This window comes from Halorhodospira neutriphila (genome assembly GCF_016584055.1).
GTDB lineage: Bacteria > Pseudomonadota > Gammaproteobacteria > Nitrococcales > Halorhodospiraceae > Halorhodospira > Halorhodospira neutriphila.
Window position 1 is genome coordinate 1 of sequence record NZ_NRSH01000185.1, and the last position, 3,064, is coordinate 3,064.

Genomic DNA, 3,064 nt, shown 5'->3' on the forward strand with positions numbered 1-3,064 from the left:
CGCGGCGTCGCCCCGCGCTCCGGGCGCCGCGCCACTACGCCGCCTCCCCGGCCGGCCGGTCGGCGGCGAGCTCGCCCTCGTGGAGCGTCACCACGCGGCGGCCGAAGGCGCGCACGAGGGCGAGGTCGTGGGTGGCGACCAGCACGGTGGTCCCGACCTCCTGGAAGGAGAGGAACAGCCGCATGATCTCCGCGGAGAGGCGCGGGTCGAGGTTGCCCGTAGGCTCGTCGGCGAGCAGCACCGGCGGCCGGCCGACCACCGCCCGGGCGATCCCCACCCGCTGCTGCTCGCCGCCGGAGAGGGTGACCGGGTAGGCCTGCTCCTTGGCCAGGAGGCCGACCTTATCCAGCGCGGCGCGGACCCGCCGCGCCGCCTCCCGGGGCGGCAGCCCGGCGATGGCCAGCGGCAGCGCCACGTTCTCGAAGACGGTGCGGTCCGGGAGCAGCCGGTGGTCCTGGAAGGTCACCCCGACGCGCTGGCGCAGCTGCGGGAGCTTACGCCGCGGGAGGCGGTCGACCGCCATCCCGGCGACGCTCAGCCGGCCGCCGCTGGGACGCTCCAGGCCGGGGATCAGCCGCAGCAGCGTGGTCTTGCCGGCCCCCGAGTGGCCGGTGACGAAGACCAGCTCGCCCTCCCCGACCGACAGCGAGACGCCGCGCAGGCCGTCCTTGCCGGCGCGGTAGCGCTTGCTGACCCGGTCGAGGTGGATCATCCGGGCGCGGTCACTCCTGCTCGGTCACCAGGGCCTCGGCGAACGCCTCGGCGTCGAAGGGGCGCAGGTCGTCGACCCCCTCGCCGACGCCGACGTAGCGCACCGGCAGCCGCAGCCGCTCGGCGAGCGCCAGCAGGACGCCGCCGCGGGCCGTGCCGTCGAGCTTGGTCACCACCAGGCCGCTGACCTGGACCGCCTCCTTGAACCGCTCCGCCTGCGCCAGGGCGTTCTGGCCGTTGCCGCCGTCGAGCACCAGGAGGGTCTCGTGGGGCGAGCCCTCGTCCTGGCGGCCGAGCACGCGGCGGATCTTGCGCAGCTCCTCCATGAGGTTGTCCTGGGTGTGGAGCCGCCCGGCGGTATCGGCGATGAGGATGTCGCTGCCGCGGGCGCGGGCCGCCTGGTAGCCGTCGTAGACCACCGAGGCGGCGTCGGCGCCGGTCGGCTGGGCGATGACCGGGCAGCCGATGCGCTCGCCCCACTCCTGGAGCTGCTCCACCGCGGCGGCCCGGAAGGTGTCGCCGGCGGCGAGGGTCACGCTGTGGCCCTCGCGCTGGTAGCGCGCGGCGAGCTTGCCGATGGTCGTCGTCTTGCCGGTGCCGTTGACGCCCACGGTGAGGATGACGAAGGGGCGCTGGCGGGGGTCGATGGCCAGCGGCTCGGCCACCGGGTCGAGGATCTGGGTGATCTCGTCGCGCAGCGCCTCGGCGACGCTCTCGCCGTCGCGCAGCTCCGAGCGGCCGAGCCGCCGGACCAGGCCGTCGAGCAGGCGCTGCGTGGCCTCCATGCCGACATCGGCGCTCAGCAGCCGGGTCTCGAGCTCCTCGAGCAGGTCGTCGTCGAGGCGCTTGCGCCCGGCGAAGAGGCTCGTCAGCCCCTCGGTCAGGCCGCTGCGGGTGCGCTTGAGGCCGTTGCGCAGCCGCCCCATGAAGCCGCGGCGCTGCGGGGTCTTCTCGCGTTCGCTCATAGATTGACTTCGTCGCGGAATTGCCAAGGGGGGCCCGCCCCGTAGGCGACGGGGGCGGGCGACGTATCTGGCCAGCTATCCTATCATTGCCTGGACTGCCAGCGGTGAGCCCGAAGACCATCATGCCCCTGCTACGCGCCCTCGCCCCGCTCCTGCTCGCGGCCCTCGCCGGGGCCGCCGCCGCCCAGCCCCCGACGGCGGTGGAGCTCGACAACGGCCTGACCGTCCTCGTCAAGGAGGAGCGGCGGGCCGGGGTCGCCATCGCCTCGCTGTGGTACCACGTCGGCTCCGGCTACGAGCACCGGCCGCTGACCGGGGTCTCCCACGCCCTCGAGCACATGATGTTCCAGGGCACGGAGGAGCGCGAGGGCGGCGCGTTCTCGCGGCTGATCGCCCGCGAGGGGGGCTGGCACAACGCCTTCACCAGCCGCGACTACACCGGCTACTACGAGAAGCTCGCCGCCGGGCGGCTCGAGCTGGCCTTCCGGCTCGAGGCCGAGCGCATGCACCGGCTCGCCCTCGAGCAGCCGGCCTTCGAGCGCGAGATGCGCGTCATCCGCGAGGAGCGCCGCCAGCGTGTCGCCGACACCCCCGAGGCGCGCGCCTTCGAGCGCTTCACCGCCGTCTCCCACATGGCCAGCCCCTACCGCCAGCCGATCATCGGCTGGCGCCAGGACCTGCAGCGGCTCCGGCTCGAGGACCTCCAGCGCTGGTACGAGCGCTGGTACGCCCCCGCCAACGCCACCCTCATCGTGGTCGGCGACGTCGACACCGAGCGGATCCGCGAGCTGGCCGAGCGCCACTTCGGCGAGGTCCCCGCCGGCGAGCCGCCGCCGGCGCCGCCGGGCGGCGAGGCCGCCGGCCCCCTCGGCCAGCGGCGGGTCGAGCTGCAGCTCGACGGCGCCCGGGTGCCGCTGCTCTACGTCGGCTACAACGTCCCGTCGCTGGGCACCGCCGAGCGGCCGCGGGACGCCTACGCCCTGCTCATGGCCGCGCAGCTCCTCGACGGCGGCCGCTCGGCGCGGCTGGCGGCGGAGCTGGTCCGCGGCGCCGAGGTCGCCACCTCGGCCTCGGCCTACTACTCGCAGGCGAGCCGGCTCGACACCCTCTTCACCCTCGTCGCCCGGCCCCGCGCCGAGGCCGCCGGAACGGGGCTCGACCGGCTCCAGGCGGCGCTGGGCGAGCAGATCGAGCGCCTGCGCACCGAGCCGGTCGGCGAGGCGGAGCTGGAGCGGGCCGTGACCCGGCTGCTCGCTCGCGAGACCTACGCCCGCGACTCGCTCATGGGGCAGGCCCGGCGCCTCGGCGAGCTGGTGACCGCCGGCATCGGCTGGCAGGAGGCGCAGCGCCTCGAGGAGCGGATCCGGGCCGTGACCGCGGCGGATATC

The 3,064-nt window shown here is 75.3% G+C and carries 3 protein-coding genes; 1 reads left to right on the forward strand and 2 read right to left on the reverse strand.

Annotated elements, in window-relative coordinates; translation table 11 throughout:
* Positions 1–34: 34 nt before the first annotated feature.
* Positions 35–712 (reverse strand): cell division ATP-binding protein FtsE, encoded by a 678-nt coding sequence (gene ftsE, locus CKO13_RS11450; RefSeq protein ID WP_200261143.1) that lies wholly within the window; start codon positions 710–712, stop codon positions 35–37.
* Between the two features lie 10 nt (positions 713–722).
* Positions 723–1,676: a signal recognition particle-docking protein FtsY gene (gene ftsY / locus CKO13_RS11455; RefSeq protein WP_200261145.1), complete on the reverse strand. Its 954-nt coding sequence runs from the start codon at positions 1,674–1,676 to the stop codon at positions 723–725.
* Positions 1,677–1,780: 104 nt separating this feature from the next.
* On the opposite strand from ftsY, the gene CKO13_RS11460 reads away from it, so the two are divergent.
* On the forward strand, positions 1,781–3,064 hold a 1,284-nt coding region (locus CKO13_RS11460; RefSeq protein ID WP_338034647.1), incomplete at its 3' end, for a M16 family metallopeptidase.

Coding starts and splice junctions, on each gene's coding strand:
- ftsE (WP_200261143.1), bottom strand. CDS start 712: ATGATCCACCTCGACCGGGTCAGCAAGCGCTACCGCGCCGGCAAGGAC.
- ftsY (WP_200261145.1), bottom strand. CDS start 1,676: ATGAGCGAACGCGAGAAGACCCCGCAGCGCCGCGGCTTCATGGGGCGG.